We start from the raw sequence: 23,870 nt of genomic DNA on the forward strand, positions 1-23,870 counted from the left end.
TGCCTTGCGACAAGACCTGAAAGCGAGTCAAAAATGATCAACCTAACGGATAACGCCATCAACGCATTGAGGGCCGCAATCTCCACGACAGGGCAGCCGGCGAGCGGCCTGCGGATCATGGTCGATGGCGGCGGCTGCGAAGGGTTCACATACAAGATGGATATCGCGCATGGGCCGAGCTCCGATGATGCCGTGGTCGAGCTAGACGGCATCAAACTCTTCGTCGACAGCGCGACCCAAGAGCACCTCAACGGTACCACGATCGACTTCGTGGTGTCGCCCGAAGGATCGGGGTTCCGATTCGACAATCCAAATGCCAAGTCGAGCTGCTCCTGCGACAAGCCGTGCAGGTGAGCCTGTCCTCGACCATCCGCAATAGAAGGGCTTCGAAACATGGGCATCAAGACTGCACCAACGAAGCAGCCTCCGATTTCTGAGCCTTCCGATTGCGAGCAAATTGTCGGAGCCGTGCTCGATGAGAATCGGGCGAGCCTCAGGCGTGATCGTGGAGATCGTGAGCTCATCGTCAGGCTGACCGGCGCCTGCATGTCATGCAAGCTTGCGGGCACGACGGTCGCGGCCATTCAGGCGCGTCTGATCGAGCGGCTCGGCGAGTTCGTCCGCCTGATCCCGCTGCGCGGAGCTGCCAAAGGGCGACATTAAGTGCAGAGCGGACAGTCCGTGCGGCCGATCTACCTGGATAACAACGCGACGACCCGCGCACATCGGTTGGTCGTTGCGGCGATGCTGCCGTTCTTCTCTACACAATTCGGCAATGCGTCCTCCGCACATGCATTCGGCAGCGAGGTTGCGCCCGCATTGAAACAGGCGCGCCGGAACCTGCAGTCCCTCATTGGCGCGGCATTCGATCATGAGATCGTCTTCACCTCGGGCGGGACTGAAGCCATTAACACAGCGATTCTGTCTGCGCTCGCCGTGCAGGAGGGGCGCGACGAGATCGTCACAACGGCCGTTGAGCATCCGGCCGTGCTGTCCCTTGCCGAGGAGTTGGGTCGACGAGGAATCAAGACCCATGTCATTCCGGTAGATGCCAGCGGCCGACTCGACATCGAGACTTATCGCAACGCATTGTCGAGGCGCACGTCAGTCGCCTCGGTCATGTGGGCCAATAATGAGACCGGTACGATCTTTCCGGTGAAGTCCCTCGCCAAGATGGCGCGCTCAGTCGGCGCGCTCTTTCACACCGACGCAGTCCAGGCGGTCGGGCGAATTCCGATTGACCTGAAGGCTACGGACATCGACATGCTGTCGCTCTCCGGGCACAAGCTCCATGGTCCGAAGGGGATCGGCGCGCTGTACGTGCGCAGGGACGTCAAGTTCCGGCCGCTGCTTTTCGGCGGCGTACAAGAGCGGCGTCGCCGCGCTGGTACCCAAAACGTTCCGGGTATTGTTGGACTCGGCAAGGCGGCGGAACTCGCTGCGGCAAACCTCATACAAGACCAGATGCAGATTGGCGCCCTTCGCGACCGGCTGGAGCAGGGCATTCTCGCTCACGGCTGTTGCATCGTGCTTGGCCATGTCAAGAACCGCTTGCCAAATACGTCTAACATTGCTTTCGAGCATCTCGAAGCAGAGGCCATCGTTCACCACCTGAACCACAACGGAATTGCCGTCTCACTCGGTGCAGCCTGCGCGTCCGGCTCGATGGAGCCATCCCATGTCCTGCGCGCGATGAGAGTACCACCGGCCTTTTTGCGCGGCGCGGTTCGCTTCTCGCTGTCGCGCGAGACGGCGCCAGATGAGATCGACCGTGTCCTGCAAGTCATGCCGGACATCACTGCCAAACAGAGAGCCTTGTGGCGTGCGTATCAGGAGCGCGCGGGCGAGAGCTCACAACGTGCGGAGCTCCCATGAAGGTTATGATTCGCCGTTCGCCCGAGACGGGCCTTTCGATTTATGTGCCCAAGAAGGATCTTGAGGAGCCGATCGTCGAATGGGAGCACGAGACGCTGTGGGGCGGTTGGATCAGAATCGCGAACGGCTGGGTGCTCGACCTACCCGCGATGGCGAGTGACACCACCCTACCAATCACTGTCAACGCCAAGAAGCGCGGCGGCGAAGCAACCGAATGATGAATGCTGCGGTTCCACAGAACCTCGCCAACCGGCGGATGCGGAAGCTCTTCTTGGCGGGGCGGTCCGGCACCTGGGAGGAACGCGACACCATTCCCCTGGCTTGGGCCTGGCGTGACCGGCCACCCGCCCTGCGTTTTGCCAAGGGCGTTGGTGAAGCAGCCAACTCGTCGTCAAAACAACGCTGCCAGCGCTCTTGTGATCGCAATCTCTGTCAGCTTTCCAACATGAGTTGATAAACTGACATTCGAGAGAGCGTTACCTAACTACTTGAAGCAAACCGCAAAAGTCATTTGTGGCAGGCATGGCACGCCAGTTGCTCTTAGCTTTTCGGAAAACGTCGCTGTGGATGCTTGCCAAAACGGTTCGGCTTGCGAATAGAATTGGAAACATGAGTACTTCAGCGCAACACCAGGTATCCTGCGGCGGCGGCGAGATCAGCGAGACCATGCAAGCGGTCACTAAGCACAAGGGCTGCGGTACTATCCGCGGCAGCGGGAAGGCGAGCTGCGGATCTCAGACCGGCATCAGCAATCTGCCAAATGAGATCTGGGAAAAGGTGAAGAACCATCCCTGCTACAGCGAGGAGGCGCACCACCATTATGCCCGCATGCATGTCGCGGTCGCACCCGCCTGCAATATCCAGTGCAATTACTGCAATCGTAAATACGATTGCGCCAACGAATCGCGCCCCGGCATTGTCAGCGAGAAGTTGACGCCAGAGCAGGCCGCCAGGAAGGTGCTGGCGGTCGCTTCCGCGATCCCTCAGATGAGCGTGGTCGGCGTTGCCGGCCCTGGCGATCCGCTAGCGAATCCGGACAAGACATTCAAGACGTTCGAGCTTGTGAACAAGCTCGCGCCAGATATCAAGCTGTGCCTCTCGACGAATGGTCTTGCGCTAGCCGATCATGTCGACACGATCGCAAGACTCAAGATCGATCACGTGACGATCACGATCAACATGATCGATCCCGAAATTGGTGCAAAGATCTATCCCTGGATCTTTTACCGCCACAAGCGCTACACCGGCGTTGAAGCTGCAAGCATCCTTAGCAATCGGCAGCTCCAGGGCGTGGAGATGCTCACCGCGCGCGGCATCCTGTGCAAAGTCAACTCGGTGATGATTCCCGGGATTAACGATCAGCATCTGGTTGAGGTGAACAAGGCTGTGAAGTCGCGCGGGGCTTTCCTGCATAACGTGATGCCGCTGATATCGTCGCCCGAGCACGGCACCGTGTTCGGTCTCAGGGGGCAACGCGGCCCGACCGCACAGGAAGTGACAGCGTTGCAGGATAGCTGCGAAAGCAAGATGAACATGATGCGTCATTGTCGTCAGTGCCGGGCCGACGCCGTCGGACTGCTCGGAGAGGACCGCGGCTCGGAGTTCACCATAGAAAAGATCATGGCGATGGACATCAAATACGACGAGCAGCCCCGAAAGGCGTATCGGGCCAAAGTCGAGAAAGCGCGCATCGCAAAGCTTGCGGCCAAGCAGGAGGAGCTTGCGGGGCTCGCCAGCGCTTCCAGCGAAATCAAAGTGCTGGTGGCGGTTGCAACCAAGGGCTCGGGATTGATCAACCAGCACTTCGGTCACGCCAAGGAGTTCCAGATCTACGAGCTCTCGACTTCAGGCGCGAAATTCGTTGGTCATCGTCCTATTCATCCCTATTGCCAGGGCGGCCATGGCGAGGACAGCAAGCTCGCAATCGCCATCGGCGCTATCAAGGATTGCCACGCCGTATTCGTGTCAAAGATCGGCGGCTGCCCGAAGGCCGAATTGATCAAGGCCGGGATCGAGCCGATCGAACAGTACGCCTGCGAGTTCATCGATGCGTCGACGATCGCCTGGTTCAAACTCTATCTCGATAAAGTCAATGAGCGGAAGATCAAGCACCTTGAGCGGGTCGAACCGGCCCGCCACAATGCGCTGATTTCCGCCGCCTGAAGAATGGGTTCAGACAATGCCGTTCAAGATCATCGCCTCGCAATGCACGGGCTGTTCAGCGTGCGAAACGCAATGCCCAAATCTTGCTATTTCCGAAGTAGCCGGCGTTTTCCTGATCGATTCGGAGACATGCACCGAGTGCGACGGCCACTTTGACGAACCGCAATGCGTGGCGGTTTGCCCAGTTGACAACACATGCGTACTCGACCCAGCACTGCCACGCTATCGGGCGCCCGCCTGAGGACCGCGACATGGATGTCACCACGACACGAACGGTTCAGAAACTTGAGAGGATGACGCTTCGCCTTGACGAGGTGGCGACCGCGGCTGTCGCCCTCTCAGACGACGGCTCGCCCTGGTGGCCGACGTGTTCGCCAATTGCTAAGCCATGTTCTGGCGACGCGAACGTCGAGGGCAACGCGTTAAGCTATTCCTGCCGGCCCGAAGGCTGCGGTCTTGAACGTCGAGGATCGATTTCGCCGATGGGTGCACCAAGAGCGGACTCGTCTTCCGCGATATCAATCCAGTCACCTGCGGCCATCTTTGAACAGGCGCCATTCATGCCAGAGGCCTTCTTCAGTCGGTCATCCGAGCGAAACGAGGGCGTCCTCACCCAGCCCTGTGTTGGTCGCAAGGTGTCGAGCCGGCCGAGCATAATTGCAGGACGGCAGGGGTATCCTATCACCTCGATGAAGACGCAGAAAGTCAACCTATGTCAAGCCAAGGCGTTCGTGATGCGGATATGATTTTGCTGCCGACCGGCGCGGTGGTGCCACCAGCCCGAATTCGGCTGCTATGAGAGCACCTCGCGTGGGTCTTGCTATTATCGCTCAAGGCTTGTTGCCCACTTGGAGAGGCGTCTCGGGCAACCCGAGGGAGGGACGGCGGTTGCCGAGAGACTGCTGGGCCGCAGTCCCGCGCACAAGATTGGCGCCAAGGTTTGTGAGGCACGCTCGAGCGGATGGGCGGGACCATGAGTGATGTCATCGACGATGCCCTCAGTTGCCGGGGCAATCAGGTTGTGCCGGCCGCGCGTGTCGCGCTGAACCGCGCTGCTTGCTGCCGGCTCAGGCTCGTTGCTTCAACGACAGACCCGCGTGCAGCATCGGCGGCTTCCTCGACATCAATCATGGGCTCGCGGATCGCCACCTCAAGCATCCGTTTTGGGGTGCCGGGCGTTGATGTTGACGCATCGTCATCCCCGTCGGCTCATCCACTACGTGGTCGCAAGCCGCGCGGCGGTGCGGGAATCGACGGAGTTGATCGAGGATTATGATAGGGCGGTCCGTAACGCCGGGCGCTCGCGCAACGCCGCACAGTTGAAGCATGGAAAGGGACGGCAGCATGAGCAACATCGCCCGTGATAGTGACATCGTCGAGTTGACGGACGTGCCCTTCTTTGATTATGGCGACAAGGTGCGGGCCAACCGCACCATCCGCAACGACGGCACCTATGTGGGCAAGGAGATCGGTGAGGTTCTGGTCAAGAAAGGCGAGCTTGGCTATGTCGTCTCGATCGGTACGTTCCTGCAACAATTTTATATTTATGGGGTCGATTTCCTCGCTTCAGGCTATCGCGTCGGCATGAAACGCAAAGAGCTTGATCTAGTCACGCGAAGCAACAGAGGCGAGGAGCCTTGCTTGTCAGGAGGGGCACCCTGATGATGGAACCAAGGTTGCCGAAATACCGCTCAGGCCAACGTGTCGAGGCGGCAATCGATCTGCTCAACGACGGTTCCTTTCCCGACGCCTCCGCGGAAGAGTGTCTGGTCAGCGTCGGACACATTGGTGAGATCGTCCAGGTCGGTCTCCATACGGAAGCGAACCTGCCCATCTATATGGTCGACTTCGGCAAGCAGTTGGTGGTTGGCTGCCTCGAGGCAGAGATCTCCGCAGTCCAGGACATCGCGCAATGAACGCCGCCATCATCAGACAACATCATTCCGGATTGCCTGCGCATCCCAACGAGCTCGACCGGTGGCGGATCGTGCGCGCGCTGACGAGCCGCGAGCGCTACCGATATGTCTCGCCAAAGGTAACACCGGTTGCTGGCGGCTATCTTGTCGAGAGCCTGTGCTGCTCAGGCAATATCGATGCGGACGGAGGCCTCGTCGACGTCGCGCTATTGCACCACGATAAGACTGGGGCGGCATGGCAGCTGTTCCGCAAAGATCACGGTAAGGGCGTCTGGGAGTGGCATTCGACCCATCAACGGCTTGGCTTGGCGACAGCGGTTCTGAACGCCGACCCTGAACGTTTGTTCTGGCAATAAGGATGATGGAGATGGTGCTCGCTGCAGGCGAATTGACGAACATCGAGAAGACGCTCGCCGCTATTGATACAGCGTCTGAGCCCTGCCTCACGCTCCGGCAGACATTTCCACATCTCGCCTGGATTTGTTGCGAAGCCTCTGACATGACGCAGAGGCCGTTCCGCCGCGTTGGACAATTCGAGCTGCATCTGCTCGACAGTGGCGGTCAGTGTGCACAGATTACGAATGATCCGCAGCGTGCCACCGGCATTGTGCTGGCCAAGCGCTCTGGCAAGTCATGATCAACCAATCGCCTGCCGGTTCCAAGCTCACCCAGGACGGCTGGGCCCGCGGGTTGATTACCATGCGGTAATGACCAGCCCGGGGAGTATCACGACGCTCGTTCGTCGGGTCCATGAGAGGGGGGCCGGCGATCGTTCCTCGCAGCGGAATTGCCTGAGTATGTCAACGTTACTAATTAGGTCAACAATACCGCGGCAGATCAATTAGGACGGGCGAGCCGTGCTCGATCAACCGACGAGGATCTGGTATCGCAAGATTTGCCTTTGTGAGAACTTTCAAAAAGCCGCTTTCCTTCGGAAAATAGGACAAGTCGTTTGTTCTTCGCGCGGTAACGCCGTGCACTCGCCGTGGAGGCCGGTTGATGATGCGCGCAAGTGAGGCAGTGCGAGTGTCCCGGCCGATCCAGCGCTACTTAATACTGGCGCCTAGTATCGTTCTACGAACGTCTTGGTGAGCTGAGGTCGGGGCATTCAAGCTAGAAGCGCTCTTCCAGTTGTCTTTCGAAGACGTATCGAGCGTCCCTTCTCTGTGGCTTTTTTCCATGTTGAAGCTGGGTGACGTGCATGTCGAAAATCGGGTTTGTCACGCAGATAAAAATGGAGGGAGGACAAATTCGCGTGTAGTTCCAGTTCTTATCGCGAAGAGAACCCGCTTGGATAGTTGTCGATCACGATTGATATGGTAATGGGATGCAGTTGCGTCTACGCCAAAAAATCAAGGCGCTACAGGCAAATGTGCAAAGCGAAATCGGAGAACATCACGTGGCAAAAACCACCAAGCGCAAAGAGTATAGTAAGGATGACGTCAAGCTGCTCAAAGGGCACTCTAAGGCCCGCACTGAACCGCCCCGGGTTTGCCGGAGGCTCCAACTCCTGAGAGGATGGAGCCATGACGAGCAAGACGACGAACAAGTTTTCACCCGAGGTCCGGACCCGCGCGGTTCGGATGGTTCTGGATCACGCCAGCGAGCACCCGTCGCGCTGGGCGGCAGTGACGTCAATCGCGGCCAAGATCGGCTGCACGCCGCAGACGCTGCATGACTGGGTCAAGAAGGCCGAGGTCGATAGCGGGCAGCGGGCCGGCGTTCCGACCGACACGGCCGAGAAGCTGAAGGCGCTGGAACGGGAGAACCGTGAGCTTCGGCAGGCCAACGAGATCCTGCGCAAGGCAAGCGCCTATTTTGCGATGGCGGAGCTCGACCGCCGGTCCAAGCCATGATCGCCTTCATCGACGATCATCGTGGGGCGCATGGGGTCGAGCCGATCTGCAAGGTCTTGCCGATCGCCCCCTCGACCTACCACGCCCATGTGGCCAAGCGGCGCGATCCGGCCAGGCTGTCGGCGCGCGCCAGGCAGGACGCCGCGCTGAAGATCGAGGTTCGGCGCGTCTTCGATCAAAACTTCTCCGTCTACGGCGTGCGCAAGGTCTGGCGGCAGCTCAAGCGCGAAGGCTTCGATGTTGCCCGTTGCACGGTGTCGCGACTGATGCGGGACATGGGTTTGCAAGGGGTTATCCGCGGCAAACCGGTCAAGACCACGATCAGCGACAAGGCCGCGCCATGCCCGCTGGATCACGTCAACCGCCAGTTCAAGGCGCCACGACCGAACGTTCTCTGGCTCTCCGACTTCACCTATGTCGCGACCTGGGCCGGCTTTGTCTACGTCGCCTTTGTGATCGACGCCTATGCCCGCAGGATCGTGGGCTGGCGAGCCTCGCGCACGGCACATGCAGGCTTCGTCCTCGATGCGCTGGAGCAAGCCCTGCATGATCGACGACCGGTCCATCGCGGCGGGCTCGTGCACCACAGCGACAGGGGCCGCCCAATACGTCTCTATCAAATACACCGAGCGCCTGGCTGAAGCCGGCGTGGAGCCCTCTGTCGGGAGCGTCGGAGATTCCTATGACAACGCTCTCGCCGAAACCATCAACGGTCTCTACAAGGCCGAGGTGATCCATCGGCGCGGACCATGGCGCAGCTTCGAGGCCGTCGAGTTCGCGACCCTAGAATGGGTGGACTGGTTCAACAACCGACGGCTCCTGGAGCCCATCGGCAACATACCGCCGGCCGAAGCCGAGCAACGTTACTACGCCATGCTGGAACAACAGGCCATGGCGGCATAACTTAAACCAAATGGCCTCCGGCAAACCCGGGGCGGTTCACACCCCTGTAGCTAGGGTTTCAAAGCTGATGAAGCGATCCGAGGGGTCTCTACGACAGAAAGCACGTACCTTGGGGATTGGCTTGGGTCACCAGCGCTGAGATATGATTCAATTTTCGGAAATTGACCGGCGTGATCGTGCCGGCCAGGCGGCTTACGACCGCCGGGCCAGCTGATCGTTCCAGGTCCATGCGTCCGAGGGTCAGCTCGCGCGATGAGCGAGCTGACCGGTCTGCCGATAGACCGGCTCACTTGGCCTAGACCTCATCGATTGTCGTGGTTTCAATCAGCGACTGATAAAGGCGCGTCTTGCCTCCGTGTTCTTGATTCGGAGGCGAGAGAATGCGCGCGGGGTTGTTTTGGTTGAATGACAGGCAATGGGCTCGTATCGAACCTCATCTGCCGACGGGACTGACGGGGCCGGTTCGGGGCGACGACCGGCGCATCATCATCGGCATTGTTCACATGCTCAATCGGGTGCGCGATGGCGTGATTGTCCGCGCCAAACGGTCCTTACACGATGATCTACAATCGCTTTAATCGCTGGGCCAAGCGCGAACGATGGTGCGCAATCTTTCAAGCACTGCTCAAACTTGGCAAAGATGCCGTCGTGCTGTCGCTCGACTCGACTTCGATCAAAGCTCATCGGTGTGCCTCCGGCGGAAAAGGGGGAGCACAATCAGGCAATCGGCCGCTCGCGGGGAGGCCGTACGACAAAACTCCATGCGCTGAGCGATTCGCTTTGCCGACCGGTCGTCCTGCATCTGACCCCAAGTCAGGATGCCGACATCGCTGCCGCGCCCGATGTTCTGGCGCTCGCGCTTCTCGCAGACAAAGGGTACGACGGGGACAACCTTCGGCCGAAATCGCTGGTCGCGGTGCCAAGCGCGTCATTCCCAATAAATCCAACCGTGTCGTCATTCATCGTTTCAACAAACGCGCCTACGGAGGCCGAAATGTCATCGAACGCTGCTTTTGCCGGCTCAAGGACTTCCGCCGCATCGCCACATGATACGACAAGCTCGCCCGGAATTTCTTGGCCGCTGTTCAGCTCGCCGCTCTCGTCGCATATTGGCTCAATTGAGTCTGTACCCTAGTTTCCTGTAAGCGCGGCGTGGACCGTGAAATCCTCTTGCAGCAGTTGGCGGTAGCCCATCGCAAGTCTCCCAGGGCGCCGCGCGCATTGCCAAAAGGGAATTGCCTTCAACCCGGATCAAGTCCGTGGGGCAGGTCCGGATGCGTCAGCTCCTCGATCCTTGTCCGCTTTCTGACAGCGGTGCACAAAGCTCTGAGATTCAAAACACCGTGCGCCGTTTGCGCATCGCGAACTGTTTCAAAGTTTCAAAGCACAATCAGGCGCTTAGTGCGCGCGAGGAGCGCTGGCACGGCCCTTGCTGTATCTCGCCGTAGGGCAATAGGCGCCAATCGGTGCGATGCTCAAATCCGAATGGAGAAAAGTGAATGCGTAAACTAATAATCGGCGTCCTCGCGCTGTTCATTTCAAACACTACCGCGTTCGCCGGCTCCGGGGCCATCGCATACTCCAAACCAGATGACGTGGTCGGTGTCTCGCACGGGTGTAGATCACAAAAGCACGCTAAACGGTGGGCCCTGCTCGACTGTCGCCGCAAGGGCGGCTCGGATTGCCAAATCGAAGCTTACGAAAGGAACGCTTGCGCCGCCGTTGCCATAGGCAATGGACGCCGGCTGGGACGTGGGTGGTGGTCCCACCCACTTGGTGAATTTGAAGAGGAGCTATCGCAACAAGGCGCGCTGGCGGGATGCAATGAGACCGGCGACGAGGACTGCAAACTGCGGGCCTGGGTTTGCCACTAAGGCCCCTCAGTAAGCCAAAGCCCTAAGGAAGGAGGTCAGGCGAACCCAAATTCGCAGCAGACATATCCAGCCGAATCCCGCGACTGAAGAGAGTTCTGTGCGTCGCGTCATCTTCAATAGCTTCGCCGGCCTTGGCCTGAAGGCCGGCGGCTCCTCCATCTCGACAGCCGATTTCCTGCGGCCCGGCCGGCTCGCGCAGGTCGGTCTCGACGCGGGGCACCCACTGCCAGATGGTGGGCTTCACCAGCTTCTTTGCGAACTTCGTCCAGGTTGCGGTCCTGATGGTGTCCTGGCGCCTGGTCCTGATCGCTTATTCATTCTGGCGGTGAAGCTATTCGTCACGTTGATCGAGTTCAAGCTGACAACGCTCGCGGGCTTCATCCTCTTTCCTTTTGCCCTCTTCAACAAGACTGCCTTTCTCGCCGAGAAGGTGCTGGGCAATGTCGTCGCCTCCGTGAAGGTGATGGTGCTCGCTGTCATCGTCGGCATCGGCACCGGACTGTCTCGCAGTTCACCACCACCTATGGCGGCTGCCAGCCGACGATCGAGCAGACGCTTTCTGTCGTGCTCGCCGCACTCGCCATGCTCGGCCCCGGCGCCGGGCATCGCTAACGGTCTGTTCTCCGGCGCGCCGCAGCTTGGCGCGGGCGCTGCTGTCGGAACTAGCCTCGCCGTCGCCGGCGCGGCGATGGCGGGCGGCGCTTCGCTCGCTCTCGCCGGAAGGGGAGCGATGGCGGCCGCCGCGCGTGGTGGTGCGGCGATGGCGGAAGGCGTGTCCTCCCCCTACAGCCTCGCCTCGGCCGTTCGGTCCAGCGCGGGCCGCGTTGCGTCCGGCTTTAGCGGCGCGGGGCGTGCGGCGGCCAGCGCTGTCGCCGCACTCGTCAGGCGCGCCGCCGAGCAAGCAACCGGGCAATGCAGGAGAGCTTCGCCTCAGGCGCCCGCGCCAGTTTCGCCAACACGGGTGGCTCCTCGACTATGGGAGTCGTTGAGGGTGGCGAGGCCGCAAGAGGGAGCCGCTTCCCAAGGAGCGAGCGAGGTTTGCCCGCCTGGGTCCAGCGCATGAAACGCAATGAGGCGGTTGTTCACGGCGCGCAGTCCGCCGCGCAAGCCCTCAGATCCGGCGATAGCCATGGCGGCGGCCACTCCGTCGACCTCTCGGGAGGAGAAATAACGAATGTCAGTCTTTCGGCGATCGTCGGTCCGCTACGGCCGCACGCCCGAACCCGCAACTCCGTACCAGCGCGCGGCGCAGGTTTGGAATGAGCGCATCGGCTCGGCCCGCGTGCAAGCTAAGAACTGGCGGCTGATGGCCTTCGGTTCGCTGATCGTGGCTTTCGGCCTCGTCGGTGGGCTCGTCTGGCAGTCCACGCACGGCACCGTCGTTCGCTGGGTGTACAGGTCGACAAGCTCGGCGAGGCGCAAGCCATGGCGCCGGCTGCGGCCGACTGGCGATGAACCGGCGGACGAACTGAAAGCAGGGATCGAATTCTAAAAGCGTGCGGGCGTAGTCGATGAGGGTGTCCTTGCCCGCCCCACTGAGACCAGCGACGAGAACCATGTGCCCGCGAGCGGAGGTCATGATCTCATACCGCCTCCTTGAGGAGGCTGCGGCTCCTCAAGGTAAATTGCGACCGGACGACAAAGTCGGCGCCCGAATGTATCTGAACAAAGAGGGAAAGAGCATCGATGCTGTAGTCTTCGGAGAGCAAGGTCCCGAAGACCGTATCCAACTCCCGCCGCACTTCAGGCTGGCTCTCGGCGGGAACGAAATCGGTCAGGGTCATGTGGAAGCGGAAGTGATCGAAAACGTACGGGTAGCCCCATCGCACAAGATGGGTCGTCTCGATCTCGTTGAGCGGGCTGCATAAACACCGTTGAAACTCGCCGTGAAACAGCGGCGCTCGAAAACGGTCGAACTCTTCGACGATACACGAGGCAAGGCCCTGCAAAGTGAGAGTCGGATTAGCAGGAACCAGCGCAAAGAAGCCGCCCAGCAGATCGATTTTCAGAGGACCGATCGGGCAAGAAGGCCAAGCTGTCACGAACGCGCGGAGTGCTCGCTCCAATTCCTCGACGGAATACCCCTCCTTCAGCCGGAACGGCGCCTTGAGCGTCGCGTGGAAGCCGGAGCGGCGGGGCACAGTGGTAAGAGCACCGCGAATTTGGTTCGTAGTAGCGGCCTCGAGTCCAGCCGACGCCACGGGCGAGCATCCCGCAAAGGCGTCGCGCCCTAGCCACGTTCTCGCCGCTACCGTCAGCGGGTGTTCCGGAGCCGGCGTGTAGTAGATCGCGTAGCGGGGCGCGGACGGTTCTGGCATTATGCGACAGGTTCCGCTGCTGTCATATTGCGCTGAGACTTACGAACTGACGACTGGCCCACTTTGAACAGGCGGTCGGCCACAGCCTCGCGCACTTCCTCATCATGGAAAATGCCGACAATGGCTGCCCCACGGGCCTTAGCCTCGTTGATCAGGTCGACCACGCTCTGGCGGTTGACGGCATCGAGCGAGGCTGTCGGCTCATCGAGAAGCAGGACCGGGTAGTTGACCATGAAGCCTCGTGCGATGTTGACGCGCTGCTGTTCGCCCCCCGAGAAGGTGGCTGGCGCCAGCGACCAGAGTCGCTTGGGGATGTTGAGGCGCGCAAGTAGCGCCTTCGCCTTGGCATGTGATTCATCTGCTGGAATAGCAATGGCGATCGCCGGCTCGGTTACGATGTCGATGGTAGCAACGCGGGGGATGACGCGTAGGAATTGGCTGACATAGCCGATGGTGCGACGCCGCACCTCGACCACTTCCCATGGCTCGGCGCTTACAAGGTCGATAGATTCGTCTCCGTGTTGCACGACGACGTGCCCAGCGTCCGGCTTGTAATTGGCATACAGCGAGCGCAGCAACGTCGACTTGCCCGCCCCGGAGGGGCCGTGTAGGCAGACGCACTCTCCCGCGCGGACCTCGAGTGAGACGTCGTCGAAGACGGCGATCTCTGCGCCGCCCTGAGTATGAAGCGTGAAGGTCTTGGAAAGGCCGCCGACACTGATGAGGATGGTCATTATTGGCCCTTCTTTAGACCTGCAGGATTGAGGAGACGAGCAGTTGCGTATATGGGTGGTGAGGATCATCGAGCACTTGGTCGGTGAGTCCCTGCTCGATCACTCGACCGCACTGCATCACCATCAACCGATCGGCGAGCAGACGCGCAACGCCGATATCGTGGGTGACGACAACGACGGCGATGCCAAGTTCGCGGACAAGGCTGCGCAGCAGGTCAAGGAGCTTTGCCTGGACGGAGACATCGAGGCCACCAGTCGGCTCGTCCATCAGCACGAGGCGAGGGTGGGTAGCGAGTCCCCGGGCGATCTGCAGCCGCTGCTGCATGCCGCCGGAGAAGACTTCGGGCAGGTCGTCGATGCGCCGACCCTCGATATCGACCTTCTCAAGCCATTCCAGTGCCGTTGCGCGTAAGGAGCCGTAGTGGCGGCCGCCGGCGGCCATCAGAGGTTCGGCGATATTGCCGCCGGCGCTGATATCAAGGCGCAATCCGTCGCGTGGGTTCTGGTGAATGAGTGAAATCGTCGTTGGCAGGAATTGCTCGCGCGAGGCTTCGTCCATCGCCCAGAGATCGACGACGTGGTCACCGGAGGCAATCACTACTTTGCCATCATCCGGCTCGATGCGGCCCGCAAGACAGCGCAGTAGCGTCGACTTGCCCGAGCCGCTCTCTCCGACAATGCCGAGAACCTCGCCCTGACGCAGCGAGAACGATACCGCGCTGCAAGCCGGAACGCGCCCAAAGGTCTTGGACAGGTGCTTCACCCGAAGAATTTCTCTCACCTTCGGTTTCATGATGCGGCCCTTTCGTCGTGCCGCGAGGCGCAATAGGATGTGTCCGAACAAATAAAGGCCCGGGTGCCGCGATCATCGAGGAGGATCTCGTCGAGATAGCTGTCCTGCGCGCCGCAAAGTGAGCAGCACGCCTCGAAGTGCTGCACTGTGAAAGGATGGTCAACGAAATCGAGACTTTTGACATCGGTGAAAGGTGGGATGGCATGGATACGCCGCTCCCGGCCCGCGCCGAACAGGGCGAGCGCGCGGCTGCGGTGAAGCTTCGGATTGTCGAATTTCGGGATCGGCGACGGCGAGGCGAGATAGCGTCCATTCACGATAACCGGATAATCAGCCGACATCGCAACGTGGCCAAGCTGAGAAATATCTTCATACAGCCGGACATACATAATGCCGTAGCGGGCGAGAGCGTGGAGTTTCCGCGCGACCGCCTCATGCGGAATGAATCGCCGCAACGCTTCGGGCTGCGGCACCTGGAAGACGATGATCTGGTCCTCAGTGAGCGGCCGCTCAGGAATGCGATGACGCGTCTGAATCACCGTTGCTTCCCCCGTACGCTCGGTCGTGGCAACATCGGCGACATGGGCGAAGAAGCGGCGAATCGAGACGGCGTTTGTGGTGTCGTCCGCGCCTTGATCAATTACCTTTAGCACATCGTCCCGGCCAAGGATGCTCGCGGTAACCTGGAGTCCGCCAGTACCCCACCCGGGGGGAAGCGGCATTTCACGGCTGCCGAACGGCACTTGGTAGCCCGGCACGGCCACCGCCTTCAGGATCGCACGCCGAATCATTCGTTTCGTCATCTCATCGAGATAAGCAAAACTGTAGACACCGCTGTCGTCGAAAGTGAAGTCAGTCTCCACTGAGAGCCTCCGTAATCATATCTGGCCCGGGAGTGGGTTTTAGGCTGGGGTTTGCATGTCGTTCCGCATAGTCCGCGCGCATCTGGCCGAGCAGCTGCATCTCGGCTTGGAAATCGACGTAGTGGGGCAGCTTTAGATGCTGCACCAACCCGGATGCCGCCACGCTATCGCAATGAGAAAGGACAAATTCGTCGTCTTGTCCCGGGTAAGTCGCCGTCTCGCCGAGTTCGGCGGACCGCAGCGACCTGTCGAGGATGGCCATCGACAGCGCTTTGCGTTCACTATGGCCAAAGACGAGGCCGTAACCGCGCGTGTAACGAGGCGGCACCGCACCGTCGCTGGTCGTCAGATGCACGGTTTGACATTCAGTAAGGCAGATCGTCCCAATGCCAACAGGCATGTTGAGCTCAGGGATAGTCAGGACAACCCCAACGTCACCGGAGCGTAGTTCGGCAACGAACGGATGGTTACGCCCATAGCCGCGCATCGTCGAATAGCAGAGGCCCATTAGGAAGCCCTCATCACCGCGGGCCAAGCTCTGCAGCCGCTGGTCCCGTGTGGAGGGAAACACCACTGGATCGCGGGTGATGTCGGCAACCTTCGACTGCCCGTCTGGCCGGACGTCCTCGACGATATCGGCCAGCGCGAGGACGCCGCAATCTTTTGTCAAAGCGTGAGCCGCTGAATCGGGTCCCGGCTCTGCAGCGTCGTCTTCGGTTTCCTTTTCATACCTACTTTCGCCGTCGCCGGCGAGATCGGTAAGATCCTCGCTACTTGCTCGCAAAAGAGCGATATCAAGGATCCGGTGGGTATAGTCATAAGTCGGCCCGAGGAGTTGGCCGCCCGGCACGTCCTTGTGAGTTGTCGCGATGCGTCGGCGTACCACCATCGCCGCGGGGTCGACCGGTTCGGCGTAGCCGAACCGGGTGAGCGTGGTTCGGAAAGCGCGCAACAGGTAGATCGCCTCGATGAGGTCGCCCTCGGACTGCTTGATCGCCAGCGCCGCCAAGTCCGGGTCGTAGAGCGAACCCTCGCTCATTACTCGCTCGACGGCGAGCGACAATTGCTCGCGGATCTGGTCGACGCCGAGGTCGGCGATCGTCGGATTGCCACGGCGGCGCTTGGCGAGGAGACGGTGCGAAGCAGCGATGGCGGCTTCGCCACCCTTGATCGAGGTGATCATGGTTCCTCGGCTTTGGTGGAGCGCGGGAGGCCGACAACTGCGAGGTCGTCGGTAAGGAAGATGTCAACGCCGAGCGGATAGCGAGCGGCATTCTCGCGCCAGGACGACCAAAACCAGTCCGGCAGGCCACGAGGCGCGAAGCTGGTCGTCGTCTCGATTCCGGGCCCGGAAAGACGGACGACAGGCCCGCCGGCGAGCGCAGGCACTTGGAGCAGAAGCGTCGTCGACCGGTCAGGATAGGCGGCCACACCCGGATGGAAGCTGCCGAATCCCGGCATCCGGCCAACATCGCCGATCAGCGCGCAGGTCGCGGTTCTCGGGTCACTGACTTGCGGCGCGTTTGTATGGAAATGGAGATAGCGCCGCACCGAATCCCTCGAGAGCGCCGGGTCGAGCCAGATCGAACAATCGGGGTCGATGAGCGTCAGCGCGATAGCGGCCAGCGGCCCGCTCATCGGTTGCGGCGGCTGGGCGGGGCCGGGAAACGAAACCGGTGTGCCGGGCCGCGACAGCGCTTTCAGGAGTCGTCGGAAAGCTGACTGCGCATCGTGAACGGGATCGCGGAATGCAGGCGGGATCAGGTCAGCCGTCATTCGCCATTGTCTCCCTGCCCGAGCATGAAGAAATCGACCTTGCTCCGTTGGGCCTCGCGTCGGATCGCCTGCTCTGCCTGGCGCACGCAGCGATCGATCGCGGCAATGATCGGGCCGATCGCGCCCGCCCCGGTCGCTTGATCGCGCTGCATCAGTCCGTCGAACACGGCAGCGAGTGCCGCGTGGCGCTTGTTGCGGCCGAGCACGTAGGCAATGCCAATCTCGCCAGTCTCGATCTGGAGCGTACAGCGCGTCACAGTCGCCTCGCCGAGATTGAACACAGTGCCGGTGCGCCCGACGGCCCCCCGCAGCATCGCTGCGCCATATTCAGGACGCCGTATCCACTGGAATTTTGGCCGTGCGATCGCCGCCCAGTGCCGGTCCAGTTCTGCAACCGGCGCTTTGGCAAGTAAGGTCATCCAGTTTTGGCGGCTATATTGATGGTGCGTCACTGAGATATTCATGTGTCTCGGATCAACTCACAGCGCCTGACGTCCAGCCGTCCAGACACCTCGGATGACAGGGCCGGCTCGGTCGGCTACGCGGATGAGGTCGGCGCGCTTGCCCACAGCGATCTCGCCGCGGTCGAGAAGGCCGAAGGTTTCTGCTGGCCGCTTGCTTCCGAGTGCAACGGCCTCGGGAAGCGTTAGCCCCCCGGATTGGCTCGCTAAGTACCAAATGCCGCGCAGAATGCTCGCAGGGATGTAATCTGAGCAAATGATGTCAATGAGGCCGTCCCGCGCGAGCTCCCGCACTGAGGCGTTCCCAATATGTGATCGCCCGGCGACGAGGTTCGGTCCCCCAACGATGATAGTCATGCCCGCGGTGCGGGCGGCTTTCGCCGCCTCCAGAGTAATTGGAAATTCGGAGATGGCGAGACCGTATCCGACCGCTTCCGTGATATGGGCAACAGTAGTGTCATCGTGGCTAGCGAAAGGTACACCGCCCGCGCGACAGTGTGCGACGAGGCGGCGCCGATTTTCTTCCGTGCAGTCCTCTGTGGTCGCGACGGCGGCAATCGCTGCCTCGATCTCCGCCGCAGGCGTATTTTTGCGACGTTCTAGATGGCGGAAGCGCTTCGGGTCCCGCCGCGGCCCGTCATCCATGATGGTGACGAATCGAAGTTCGGGCAGGTCGGCATATTCAAGGAAAAGTTCAATTAGGTTGTGCTCGCGGGCGTCGCAGCGCAGGTGAAGCAGGTGATCAGCCCTAAGCAGGCCGTGACGGCGCGCCTCCCCAAGCCCCTTGAGCATCAGAGGCAGCAGGCGCCGACGCTCCGGGTTGCCCACCGCCCCAACGATCAGGGAATCGAACACCGTCGTGGTCCCAGCCGCGCAGACCTGAACGTCATGAGCAATGGCCGCGCCCAAGGGATCCCAAGTCATGCCGGCGCGCGGGAGGATCTGCTTTTCGAGGTGGTCGGTATGGACGTCAATCAAACCGGGCAGCAGATGATCGCCTTCAAAGTCGAGGGCGCCCCGCGCCTTGGAATTGTCTGTCGAGATGTCAGCTATCGCGCCGTCAACGATCTGGACCGTTCCTTTGAAACAGGTCGACCGGGTCACGATCTTAGCGTTGGTCAGGACAACTTCGCGGGACTCAAGAATGGCTTGTGGAACTTGACTTAGCGTACCGGTCGATTGACCCATCAGAGGGCGCCTCTTTCTTGCTTTTAAACCCGCTTGAGTTCTATCAGCAGTCAAAGGGGCAGTGAGAGACAGCGCGATGACAAATCGTGTGACTTTGATGAAGTTGTACAATGTCCTCAATCGAGAGGCGCTGTCCCAATAAACGTTCGACCAAGCCGCTTTAGTTTCGTCGCCAACGTGAATGAGAAGTTAAGGTCCCGGATGGTTCTTTCCTAAGGTACAAGTGGCGATGTGATCCCAATTCTGTCAATTCAGCTTCACCCGGCCCGCTTAGTTGGAAGCATGTCGAGCACAATGCCCGTCCGGGCACCCAATTCGGCGCCGGCATGATCCGTCTCCGTTTCAAGGCAGGGTTGTCGTGATGAAAACGATGTCTTTGGTAATCTCGGCCATCGCTGGCGCGCTCATTGGAGTGACCGCAGCCCATGCCGATCCGGTCACACTGCGGGTGGGCTACGCCTTTCCGGCCCGCGACGGCCTCTTCCGCCAGCCGATTGTCGAGCGGTTCATGCAACAGAACCCCGACATACGAATCGTCACGGAAGCCAACGCCGCCGACTGTCCGGCCCTGTTGCAGCAACTGCTGAGGGCGGCGGTCACCGAGGATCTGCCAGACGTCGTCGCCTCGCTCTGCTATCCGGATATGCCGGTCCTCGCCGAGCGAGGGCTGCTCGTACCACTCGACAGCTTTCTTGCCGCTGACCCGTTATGGGCCGCGGTGGGTGTGAGGCCAGAGGCGCTCGCCGCGACGCAATGGAAAGGCAAGACGATCGCCCTTCCGGAATCGGTATCGACGAGCATTGTTTACTACAACATGGGCGTCATTCGTAAGGTGCGTCCGAATCTCTCAAACTTGGATCTTTCTTGGGACGATATCCTGTCGCTCGCCGACAACATCCACACGTCGATCCCTGCACTTGTTCCGATTTTCTTTGAATATTATCCCGACAGTTACAATTGGTCGTTCCACGCGCTGGTATATAGCCATGGTGGCGACGTGTTCACACCCGACGGAAAGATCGCCTTCGACGGCGCTGCCGGGCAGGGCGCCTTGCAGTTGATGCGCCGCTTCGGTGAGACTGGCATGGTCGACATGACCACCGAACAGGCGCGCCAAGCCTTTGCCTCGGGCAAAATCGGCATTTATGTCGCCTCCAGTTCGCGCTTGGAACAATTGACCGCCAACGTTGGATCTACGCTCGACATCCGCACCGGTCCGTTCCCGCAATCGGCTGCCGGCGGCAGGATGCCCTCGGGTGGCAGCGGACTGGCGATCATGACTCGCGATCCAGCGAAACAGCGAGCGGCGTGGGAATACCTGAAATTCGCTCTCGGCGCGGAGGCGCAGACGCTGATGGTATCGAAGACCGGATTGACGCCGGTCAACACGATTGCGGTCAATGACCCGAAATACCTTGGCGACTATTACAAATCGAAGCCGAACGCCCTCGCTGGCCTTGCTGGGCTCGCCCGGATAAAGAGCGTGAACGTCTATCCCGGCGACAACGGGCCCCGCATCACCGCCGTGATTCGAGATCACCTGCAAAGTGTCGTGACGCTGAAAAGGACACCAGACGAAGCGCTCGTCGACATGGTTCGCGGTGTCCAAAAGCTCTTGCCGAAGCGCTGATTTATCTGTTTGCTTCGGCGCCAATTGCTGGTGCGGAGGACAAGCAATCATTCCTCGCAAGCCCGTTGCTGTTTCCCAAATTCTTCCTCAGAGCGAGATCTCCTGCACGCTATCGACCGTGACGAGAGGAATTCATTCCCGCGGGCTGCCGACCAGCTATCTGACTGTCATTCAGGGGCCAGAATTTCCGGTCTGCCTCTCGATGGCAAGGTACTGTCACGGAGGTGGTGCAGAATCGTGCACCTTTGTCATCTTGGCGATCGCATTGCCTCCAAGTGATTGAATACGTTGTGGCGGCACGTTGGCTCAGCCTGGACATGCTAAGCGACCCTCCGGATGGGTATGAATGGCGCGGTCGTACCTATTCTGTCAGTGCAGTTTCATCAAGACCGGGTAGCTCAGCAAGGTGCCCGTGAGGGCCGGCCTGGAAAGAAAGTGGCCCATGAGTGACATCCACCTTCATCACATCACCAAATCCTTTGGTCCAACGCCGATCCTTCGGGGTATTTCGCTTGCGATCGACCATGGAGAGTTCCTGACGCTGTTGGGGCCCTCGGGGTGCGGTAAGTCGACGCTCCTCAGGATTTTGGCGGGGCTGGAAGTGCAGGACAGCGGCTCCGTGAGGATCGGAGAGGGCCTAGTTGATGGCTTGCGGCCGAAGCTCCGTGATGTCGCCATGGTGTTCCAGTCCTACGCCCTTTATCCGCATATGACCGTGGCCGCCAATATGGCCCTGCCGCTTCGCATGCGGCGATTGAACATCTGGCAAAGGCTGCCGATCCTGGGACGGCTCGTGCCGGGCGCCCGGCAAATTTCGGCCGAAATCGACGCAGAAGTCGCCCGCACCGCAAAGGCGCTGGGCATCGGCCATCTGCTTTCCCGAAAGCCCGGCCAGCTCTCCGGCGGACAACGCCAGCGCGTCGCCGTGGGCCGCGCGATGGTCCGCCATCCTGCCGTCTTTTTGATGGACGAGCCGCTCAGTAATCTGGATGCCAAGCTCCGGGTCCAGATGCGCGCCGAGATCAAGGACCTCCATCGTCGTCTAGGCGTCACCTTCGTCTACGTCACCCACGACCAGGCCGAGGCGATGACGCTATCTGATCGAGTCGCAGTGATGCTCGATGGCGAGTTGATCCAGGTCGCTCCACCCCAAGATATCTATGCTGACCCCGACGACCGCCGCGTGGCCGAATTCGTCGGAAGCCCCAAGATCAACCTTCTCGACGCGATTGTGCGCGAGCGGGGCTTGGCCGATGCGCTGGGTACCAGCTTCAAGATCCTCTCCGATGCGCCGCCTGGTACGGCGCTCGCCCTTGGCATCCGTTCGGAAGCCTTCCACCTTTCCGAGTGCGCAGGCGTCAATACCCTGACCGGGGCGGTCCGGCTCATTGAGCACATGGGTTCCGACCTATTCGTCCATCTCGACCTCGCCGGCCTCGATCATCCGCTTATCGCCCGGCTCGCCGCCGAGCGGGCGCCCCAGATTGCGCTCGGCCAAACGCTGCATTTGTCGGTGAATCCCGACCGCATCCTGGTCTTTGGCCAGGACGGCAAGAGGCTTCGGTCGAGCGGGTCGGCGGAGACACCCAAGGTCACCCCGATCCGGCAGTTCGCCCTGTGAATGCGCTCGGTCCAACTCAATCGCTGGACGCGCCAGCGCGCGCCGCTCAGGTGCCTTTGCGTCGGCAGCGCCTTGCCGAGGGGATGGCTGCCTACGCCCTCGCGGGGCCGGCGGTCCTGCTGCTTTTCCTGCTGTTCTTCGTACCTGTGATCGCCGTCTTCGTTATCGCGCTAACCGACTGGCAGTTCGGCGCGCACACCTTCGCCTTCGTTGGAATCGCGAACTTTCGCGAGGTATTCGCCGATGACGGATTTCGAGCCTCGCTCCTAAACACCGTCATCTATGTCCTGATTGTGGTGCCCGGCACCGTGATCCTCGGCCTTGCCATCGCAATGCTAATCGAGAGCGGACGGTCGCTGCGCGCTCTTTACCGCGCCATTCACTTTCTGCCATTCATGGCGACGCTGGCTGCGATGGCGATCGCATGGGAGGCGCTGCTCCATCCTACCATCGGCCTCGTCAACCAGACTTTCTCTGCGCTGGGGCTGCCCACAGCCAACTGGTTGCGCGACGAGGTGACCGCGTTGCCGGTGCTTGCAATCATCGGCATCTGGCAGAACCTCGGGTTCGCTATGGTTCTGTTTCTCGCCGGCCTCAAATCGATCCCCCGCGACCTCTACGATGCCGCCGAGATCGACGGTGCTGACCTCTGGCTAGATCGCTTCCGCACCGTCACCTTGCCAATGCTCGGTCCAGTATTGATGTTCGTCGTCATCGTTGTGGCGCTGCGCGCTTTCGAGGCCTTCGACACCGTCAAGGTGTTGACCAAGGGTGGGCCAGGCCACGCCTCGGATGTACTGCTCTACACGCTCTACCGCGAGAGCTTCGAATTTTTGCGCACCGGCTACGGCGCAGCCGTCGCCGTCGTATTCCTCATCATCGTCGTGGCACTAACGCTCATTCAAGCCCGCGTCATGGACAAGAGGGTGCACTACCAATGAACGCCCGCCTCTCTCCTCAGGCCGCCATATTGCGCCACGCCGTGTTGCTGATCACGGCAGCCCTCATCCTCATCCCCTTCGTCTGGATGATTAGCCTGTCCATGAAGCCGCCGGGTGAGATATTTCGTGAACACTTCGCGTTTCTCCCCGAGCAATGGTACGCGGTGCAGAACTACAGAAAAGCATTAACCTCCGCGCCGCTTCCGCGCTACATGGGCAATGGCGTACTGGTCTGTGCCGCAATCTTGACACTCCAAATCCTAATCTGCGCTCCCTGCGCCTATGCTCTCGCCAAACTGCGCTTTCCCGGCCGTGATCTGATCTTTGGTCTCGTATTGATCGGGCTCCTTCTGCCGCACCAGGTGCTCTCGCTGCCACTTTTCGTGCTCTGCTATGAACTCGGTATCCTCAACACCTATGCAGCGCTTATCTTTCCTTTCGTGGTCTCGCCGTTTGGCATCTTCCTCTTCCGCCAGGTGTTCAAGACCATTCCCGACGACGTGGTCCACGCCGCGCGCCTCGATGGGCTCTCGGAACTGGGCATCGTTTGGAAGGTGATGGTGCCGATGGCGCTCCCGGCGGTGATTGCTTTCTCGATCTTCTCCGTCGTTGGCCGTTGGAACGATCTCTTCTGGCCACTGATCGCGGTCCGTTCAGAGAGCCTGATGCCGCCACCGCTCGGGATTATTGCGTTCGCGAACGAGGAGGCAGGGAACGACTACGGGCCCCTCATGGCCGCCGCCACAATCGTCGTTCTTCCCCTTGTCATCGCCTTCCTCGCCGCTCAGAAGTGGTTCGTTGAAGGAATGACGGGGGGAGCCGTCAAATGATGAAGCCTTCTTGTGAGGCCGGGTAACGAACGGTCTGTATCGAATCGGCCCGACGCTCTGCCGACGCCCCCGAATTTGGTACGTTTCGAACAGTAGGATACAGGGAGCGCAAGAATGCGCCTCCAGAA

24 protein-coding genes, 4 pseudogenes and 1 other annotated feature are annotated in these 23,870 nt (G+C 60.5%); of the genes and pseudogenes, 20 read left to right on the forward strand and 8 right to left on the reverse strand.

The annotated features are described in order from the left end of the window. Positions 1-33 precede the first annotated feature (33 nt). The 16 genes and pseudogenes from RX330_RS10070 to RX330_RS10140 form a co-directional block, all read left to right on the forward strand. Positions 34-354 carry an iron-sulfur cluster assembly accessory protein gene (locus RX330_RS10070; RefSeq protein WP_317242879.1) on the forward strand — a complete coding sequence of 107 codons (321 nt, stop codon included), beginning with the start codon at positions 34-36 and terminating at the stop codon, positions 352-354. A 39-nt stretch (positions 355-393) separates the two neighbouring features. Next, positions 394-663, forward strand: coding sequence for a NifU family protein (locus tag RX330_RS10075; protein WP_317242880.1), 270 nt, complete (start codon positions 394-396; stop codon positions 661-663). 18 nt (positions 664-681) lie between these two features. After that, a complete protein-coding gene (gene nifS, locus RX330_RS10080) occupies positions 682-1,875 on the forward strand; it encodes a cysteine desulfurase NifS (protein WP_317242881.1) in 1,194 nt (397 codons plus the stop codon). Next, positions 1,872-2,093: a putative nitrogen fixation protein NifT gene (gene nifT, locus RX330_RS10085; protein ID WP_085399342.1), complete on the forward strand. Its 222-nt coding sequence runs from the start codon at positions 1,872-1,874 to the stop codon at positions 2,091-2,093. The genes nifS and nifT overlap by 4 nt, the downstream gene beginning before the upstream one ends. Then, a complete protein-coding gene (locus RX330_RS10090; protein ID WP_317242882.1) occupies positions 2,090-2,329 on the forward strand; it encodes a hypothetical protein in 240 nt (79 codons plus the stop codon). The genes nifT and RX330_RS10090 overlap by 4 nt, the downstream gene beginning before the upstream one ends. Positions 2,330-2,484: 155 nt before the next feature. Next, positions 2,485-4,038 carry a nitrogenase cofactor biosynthesis protein NifB gene (gene nifB / locus RX330_RS10095; protein ID WP_317243872.1) on the forward strand — a complete coding sequence of 518 codons (1,554 nt, stop codon included), beginning with the start codon at positions 2,485-2,487 and terminating at the stop codon, positions 4,036-4,038. Positions 4,039-4,054: 16 nt separating this feature from the next. Next, a complete protein-coding gene (locus RX330_RS10100) occupies positions 4,055-4,279 on the forward strand; it encodes a 4Fe-4S dicluster domain-containing protein (RefSeq protein WP_317242883.1) in 225 nt (74 codons plus the stop codon). Positions 4,280-5,382: 1,103 nt separating this feature from the next. Continuing rightward, positions 5,383-5,700 (forward strand): nitrogen fixation protein NifZ, encoded by a 318-nt coding sequence (locus RX330_RS10105; RefSeq protein WP_085399339.1) that lies wholly within the window; start codon positions 5,383-5,385, stop codon positions 5,698-5,700. Further along, complete coding sequence (locus RX330_RS10110; protein WP_317242884.1) at positions 5,700-5,954, forward strand: nitrogen fixation protein NifZ; 255 nt, start codon at positions 5,700-5,702, stop codon at positions 5,952-5,954. Before RX330_RS10105 ends, RX330_RS10110 begins: the two co-directional genes overlap by 1 nt. Further along, positions 5,951-6,310 carry a hypothetical protein gene (locus tag RX330_RS10115; RefSeq protein WP_317242885.1) on the forward strand — a complete coding sequence of 120 codons (360 nt, stop codon included), beginning with the start codon at positions 5,951-5,953 and terminating at the stop codon, positions 6,308-6,310. Before RX330_RS10110 ends, RX330_RS10115 begins: the two co-directional genes overlap by 4 nt. Before the next feature lie 2 nt (positions 6,311-6,312). Further along, positions 6,313-6,591, forward strand: a complete 279-nt coding sequence (locus RX330_RS10120; RefSeq protein WP_410707328.1) for a hypothetical protein — start codon at positions 6,313-6,315, stop codon at positions 6,589-6,591. Between the two features lie 889 nt (positions 6,592-7,480). Continuing rightward, positions 7,481-8,713 (forward strand): annotated as a pseudogene (locus RX330_RS10125) (IS3 family transposase). Continuing rightward, positions 7,765-7,881: a sequence feature (AL1L pseudoknot), on the forward strand. It overlaps the preceding pseudogene by 117 nt. Before the next feature lie 361 nt (positions 8,714-9,074). Then, positions 9,075-9,835 (forward strand): annotated as a pseudogene (locus RX330_RS10130) (IS5 family transposase). Between the two features lie 377 nt (positions 9,836-10,212). Further along, complete coding sequence (locus RX330_RS35690) at positions 10,213-10,587, forward strand: DUF4189 domain-containing protein (RefSeq protein ID WP_410707329.1); 375 nt, start codon at positions 10,213-10,215, stop codon at positions 10,585-10,587. 106 nt (positions 10,588-10,693) lie between these two features. Then, positions 10,694-11,850 (forward strand): annotated as a pseudogene (trbL, locus tag RX330_RS10135) (P-type conjugative transfer protein TrbL); the annotation flags it as partial. Further along, a pseudogene (locus tag RX330_RS10140) lies at positions 11,762-12,039 on the forward strand (VirB8/TrbF family protein); the annotation flags it as partial. The pseudogenes trbL and RX330_RS10140, both read left to right, overlap by 89 nt. A gap of 131 nt (positions 12,040-12,170) precedes the next feature. Here the strand turns inward: RX330_RS10140 and RX330_RS10145 are convergent. From RX330_RS10145 to RX330_RS10180, 8 genes are read right to left on the reverse strand one after another with little or no spacing between them, the layout of a single operon-like run. Next, positions 12,171-12,905, reverse strand: a complete 735-nt coding sequence (locus tag RX330_RS10145) for a DUF1045 domain-containing protein (protein WP_317242886.1) — start codon at positions 12,903-12,905, stop codon at positions 12,171-12,173. Further along, a complete protein-coding gene (phnL, locus tag RX330_RS10150; RefSeq protein WP_317242887.1) occupies positions 12,905-13,639 on the reverse strand; it encodes a phosphonate C-P lyase system protein PhnL in 735 nt (244 codons plus the stop codon). Before phnL ends, RX330_RS10145 begins: the two co-directional genes overlap by 1 nt. Before the next feature lie 13 nt (positions 13,640-13,652). Next, positions 13,653-14,432 (reverse strand): phosphonate C-P lyase system protein PhnK, encoded by a 780-nt coding sequence (gene phnK / locus RX330_RS10155; protein WP_317242888.1) that lies wholly within the window; start codon positions 14,430-14,432, stop codon positions 13,653-13,655. After that, the gene (locus RX330_RS10160; RefSeq protein ID WP_317243874.1) at positions 14,429-15,235 is read right to left on the reverse strand and encodes an alpha-D-ribose 1-methylphosphonate 5-phosphate C-P-lyase PhnJ; all 807 of its coding nucleotides are present in this window, start codon (positions 15,233-15,235) and stop codon (positions 14,429-14,431) included. The genes phnK and RX330_RS10160 overlap by 4 nt, the downstream gene beginning before the upstream one ends. A gap of 49 nt (positions 15,236-15,284) precedes the next feature. Next, positions 15,285-16,478 carry a carbon-phosphorus lyase complex subunit PhnI gene (locus tag RX330_RS10165; RefSeq protein WP_317242889.1) on the reverse strand — a complete coding sequence of 398 codons (1,194 nt, stop codon included), beginning with the start codon at positions 16,476-16,478 and terminating at the stop codon, positions 15,285-15,287. Then, entirely contained in the window at positions 16,475-17,071 is a 597-nt protein-coding gene (phnH, locus tag RX330_RS10170) for a phosphonate C-P lyase system protein PhnH (RefSeq protein WP_317242890.1), read from the reverse strand. Before phnH ends, RX330_RS10165 begins: the two co-directional genes overlap by 4 nt. Further along, positions 17,068-17,490, reverse strand: coding sequence for a phosphonate C-P lyase system protein PhnG (gene phnG / locus RX330_RS10175; RefSeq protein ID WP_317242891.1), 423 nt, complete (start codon positions 17,488-17,490; stop codon positions 17,068-17,070). Before phnG ends, phnH begins: the two co-directional genes overlap by 4 nt. A gap of 60 nt (positions 17,491-17,550) precedes the next feature. Continuing rightward, positions 17,551-18,831: an alpha-D-ribose 1-methylphosphonate 5-triphosphate diphosphatase gene (locus tag RX330_RS10180; RefSeq protein WP_317242892.1), complete on the reverse strand. Its 1,281-nt coding sequence runs from the start codon at positions 18,829-18,831 to the stop codon at positions 17,551-17,553. 250 nt (positions 18,832-19,081) lie between these two features. Between RX330_RS10180 and RX330_RS10185 the strand changes: the two genes are divergently transcribed. The 4 genes from RX330_RS10185 to RX330_RS10200 all read left to right on the forward strand — a co-directional run bounded on the left by RX330_RS10185 (position 19,082) and on the right by RX330_RS10200 (position 23,742). Beyond that, the gene (locus tag RX330_RS10185) at positions 19,082-20,350 is read left to right on the forward strand and encodes an extracellular solute-binding protein (protein ID WP_317242893.1); all 1,269 of its coding nucleotides are present in this window, start codon (positions 19,082-19,084) and stop codon (positions 20,348-20,350) included. Positions 20,351-20,792: 442 nt separating this feature from the next. Then, a complete protein-coding gene (locus RX330_RS10190) occupies positions 20,793-21,971 on the forward strand; it encodes an ABC transporter ATP-binding protein (protein ID WP_317242894.1) in 1,179 nt (392 codons plus the stop codon). Positions 21,972-22,054: 83 nt separating this feature from the next. Beyond that, positions 22,055-22,912: a sugar ABC transporter permease gene (locus RX330_RS10195; RefSeq protein WP_317243875.1), complete on the forward strand. Its 858-nt coding sequence runs from the start codon at positions 22,055-22,057 to the stop codon at positions 22,910-22,912. After that, entirely contained in the window at positions 22,909-23,742 is an 834-nt protein-coding gene (locus RX330_RS10200) for a carbohydrate ABC transporter permease (protein ID WP_317242895.1), read from the forward strand. The genes RX330_RS10195 and RX330_RS10200 overlap by 4 nt, the downstream gene beginning before the upstream one ends. Positions 23,743-23,870 lie beyond the last annotated feature (128 nt).

The organism is Bradyrhizobium sp. NDS-1 (assembly GCF_032918005.1).
Taxonomy (GTDB): Bacteria; Pseudomonadota; Alphaproteobacteria; order Rhizobiales; family Xanthobacteraceae; genus Bradyrhizobium; species Bradyrhizobium tunisiense.

Coding starts and splice junctions, on each gene's coding strand:
- RX330_RS10070 (WP_317242879.1), top strand. CDS start 34: ATGATCAACCTAACGGATAACGCCATCAACGCATTGAGGGCCGCAATC.
- RX330_RS10075 (WP_317242880.1), top strand. CDS start 394: ATGGGCATCAAGACTGCACCAACGAAGCAGCCTCCGATTTCTGAGCCT.
- nifT (WP_085399342.1), top strand. CDS start 1,872: ATGAAGGTTATGATTCGCCGTTCGCCCGAGACGGGCCTTTCGATTTAT.
- RX330_RS10090 (WP_317242882.1), top strand. CDS start 2,090: ATGATGAATGCTGCGGTTCCACAGAACCTCGCCAACCGGCGGATGCGG.
- nifB (WP_317243872.1), top strand. CDS start 2,485: ATGAGTACTTCAGCGCAACACCAGGTATCCTGCGGCGGCGGCGAGATC.
- RX330_RS10100 (WP_317242883.1), top strand. CDS start 4,055: ATGCCGTTCAAGATCATCGCCTCGCAATGCACGGGCTGTTCAGCGTGC.
- RX330_RS10105 (WP_085399339.1), top strand. CDS start 5,383: ATGAGCAACATCGCCCGTGATAGTGACATCGTCGAGTTGACGGACGTG.
- RX330_RS10110 (WP_317242884.1), top strand. CDS start 5,700: ATGATGGAACCAAGGTTGCCGAAATACCGCTCAGGCCAACGTGTCGAG.
- RX330_RS10115 (WP_317242885.1), top strand. CDS start 5,951: ATGAACGCCGCCATCATCAGACAACATCATTCCGGATTGCCTGCGCAT.
- RX330_RS10120 (WP_410707328.1), top strand. CDS start 6,313: ATGATGGAGATGGTGCTCGCTGCAGGCGAATTGACGAACATCGAGAAG.
- RX330_RS35690 (WP_410707329.1), top strand. CDS start 10,213: ATGCGTAAACTAATAATCGGCGTCCTCGCGCTGTTCATTTCAAACACT.
- RX330_RS10145 (WP_317242886.1), bottom strand. CDS start 12,905: ATGCCAGAACCGTCCGCGCCCCGCTACGCGATCTACTACACGCCGGCT.
- phnL (WP_317242887.1), bottom strand. CDS start 13,639: ATGACCATCCTCATCAGTGTCGGCGGCCTTTCCAAGACCTTCACGCTT.
- phnK (WP_317242888.1), bottom strand. CDS start 14,432: ATGAAACCGAAGGTGAGAGAAATTCTTCGGGTGAAGCACCTGTCCAAG.
- RX330_RS10160 (WP_317243874.1), bottom strand. CDS start 15,235: ATGACGAAACGAATGATTCGGCGTGCGATCCTGAAGGCGGTGGCCGTG.
- RX330_RS10165 (WP_317242889.1), bottom strand. CDS start 16,478: ATGATCACCTCGATCAAGGGTGGCGAAGCCGCCATCGCTGCTTCGCAC.
- phnH (WP_317242890.1), bottom strand. CDS start 17,071: ATGACGGCTGACCTGATCCCGCCTGCATTCCGCGATCCCGTTCACGAT.
- phnG (WP_317242891.1), bottom strand. CDS start 17,490: ATGACCTTACTTGCCAAAGCGCCGGTTGCAGAACTGGACCGGCACTGG.
- RX330_RS10185 (WP_317242893.1), top strand. CDS start 19,082: ATGAAAACGATGTCTTTGGTAATCTCGGCCATCGCTGGCGCGCTCATT.
- RX330_RS10190 (WP_317242894.1), top strand. CDS start 20,793: ATGAGTGACATCCACCTTCATCACATCACCAAATCCTTTGGTCCAACG.
- RX330_RS10195 (WP_317243875.1), top strand. CDS start 22,055: ATGGCTGCCTACGCCCTCGCGGGGCCGGCGGTCCTGCTGCTTTTCCTG.
- RX330_RS10200 (WP_317242895.1), top strand. CDS start 22,909: ATGAACGCCCGCCTCTCTCCTCAGGCCGCCATATTGCGCCACGCCGTG.